The organism is Streptomyces sp. NPDC057654 (assembly GCF_042800135.1).
Taxonomy (GTDB): domain Bacteria; phylum Actinomycetota; class Actinomycetes; order Streptomycetales; family Streptomycetaceae; genus Streptomyces.
In genome coordinates, this window is record NZ_JBHVHQ010001234.1 from 1 (window position 1) to 1,872 (window position 1,872).

Sequence of the window (1,872 nt, forward strand, 5' to 3'; positions counted from 1 at the left end):
ACGCGGTCCCGTACCAGGGGCATCTCGCCTTCCCCGGCGACCAGATGATGCGCCTGTCGATGGACCTGGCCACCGGTACCGCGGGCTGCCTGCTCGCGGTGGGCGCGGCGCTGCACACCGAGCCCGTCGGGCTCCCCTTCCTCCCGCCGCCCCGGCGGGACCACGAGCCGGCCCCGGAGACGGGGCCGTAGCAAGAAGTTCAGTCCCCACTGTGAAAGGAACCACCATGGCCCTTCTCGACCTGCAGTCGATGGAGACCGAGTTCGGCGGTCACGGCGGCGGCGGTGGCAGCGAAGCCAGCCTGCTGCTGTGCTGGAGCGAGGCGAGCATCGTTCTGTGTCTCTGATGTTCCTGAAGACCTTGATGGCACGTCACGTGTGACGCTTCATCGGTCATAGGGCGGCCCCGGGCAGCACCACGGCCCGGGGCCGTACCCCGAAGGGGAGGACCGCTCCGAGCATGCCGACGCCTCATGACGGTGACCGTCTGGTCTCCGCCGCCGGTGACCAGTCCGCAGGGGCGGCGATGAACCAGCCCGCACAGGCGGCGGCGACGAACGAGACCGCACAGGCGGCGGCGATGAACGAGACCGCACAGGCGGCTACGGACCGGGCCGCACGGGCGGCTACGAATCAGACCGCACAGGCGACGACGAACGAGACCGCACGGGCGGCGACGAACCGGGCCGCCGACCGGCTGCTGCTGGAAGCCGTCCGGCACAGCGCCGGACGCACCGCCGCGATCGGCCTGCTCACCACGGCCGCCGCCGGGACCTCCCTGGCGCTGCCCCTGGTCCTCGGCCGCGCCCTCGACGCCGTCCTGGCCGGCGGCCACGCATCACAGACCACCCGCTGGATCGTCGCGTGCGCGGCGCTCATCGGCCTCTCCGTACTGCTCGACGCGGTAGAAGAGCTGCTCACCGGCGTCGCCAACGCCCGCGGCACGGCCTGGGCGCGCGGCCGTCTGCTGCGGCATGTCCTGCACACGGGGCCGCGCGCGGCCGACCGGTTCGGCCCCGGCGACCTGGTCTCACGGCTGGTCGGCAACGCCGCGTACGCGGGCACCGCCCCCGCCAACATCGCCGCCGCCCTCGCCGCCGTCGTCCCGCCCGTAGGCGGAATCGTGGCGCTCGCCCTGATCGACATCTGGGCCGCCGCGGCCTTCCTCCTCGGGATGCCGCTGCTCGCCGCGCTGCTGCGGGTCTTCGTGCGCGACACCACCGACAGCATCGCCCAGTACCAGCGCGGCCAGGGCGAGATCGCGGGCCGGCTGATGGAGGCCATCGGCGGCGCGGCCACGATCGCGGCGGCGCGGACCGCCGGGCGGGAGCGCGCCCGCATCCTCGAACCGCTGCCGGAGCTGGGGCGCCAGGGCCACCGGATGTGGCGGGTCCAGGGCAAGTCCAACGCGCGGGCCGTCATGGTCGTCCCGCTTCTCCAGATCGCCGTCCTCGCGGTCGCCGGACTGCGGCTCGCGGCAGGGGAGCTGAGTGTGGGGGAGCTGCTGGCGGTCTCCCGGTACGCCGTCCTCGCCTCGGGCATCGGCGTGATCGTCGGCCGCCTCAACGCCCTGGTCCACGCCCGTACCGCCGCCCGCCGCCTCGCCGAAGTCCTCACCGAACCCGCGACGGAGTACGGGCGCCGCCGCCTCCCGCCCGGCCCCGGCACCCTGGAACTGGCCGGGGTGACGGCGCGCCGCGGCGGCCGCGAGGTGCTGCGCGAGGTGGACCTCGTGGTGCCGGGCGGCACGTCGATGGCGCTGGTCGGGCGCTCCGGAACGGGGAAGTCCGTACTCGCCGCGGTGGCCGGCCGGCTCACGGAGGCGGACAGCGGAACGGTCACCCTCGACGGCGAACAGCTGACCGGTCTCGAC

At 74.3% G+C, this 1,872-nt stretch carries 3 protein-coding genes; all 3 read left to right on the plus strand.

The genetic code is table 11. The features are described 5' to 3' along the window. A partial coding sequence (locus ACFU99_RS42340) for a hypothetical protein (protein WP_384403772.1) occupies positions 1-191 on the plus strand: 191 nt, incomplete at its 5' end. 35 nt (positions 192-226) lie between these two features. Further along, positions 227-346: a SapB/AmfS family lanthipeptide gene (locus ACFU99_RS42345; protein ID WP_384403775.1), complete on the plus strand. Its 120-nt coding sequence runs from the start codon at positions 227-229 to the stop codon at positions 344-346. 113 nt (positions 347-459) lie between these two features. Next, positions 460-1,872 (plus strand): ABC transporter transmembrane domain-containing protein (locus ACFU99_RS42350; RefSeq protein ID WP_384403778.1); only part of this gene is annotated, 1,413 nt, incomplete at its 3' end.

Bases quoted from the DNA above. Each gene is read 5' to 3' on its own strand.
- ACFU99_RS42345 (WP_384403775.1), top strand. From the start codon at position 227: ATGGCCCTTCTCGACCTGCAGTCGATGGAGACCGAGTTCGGCGGTCAC.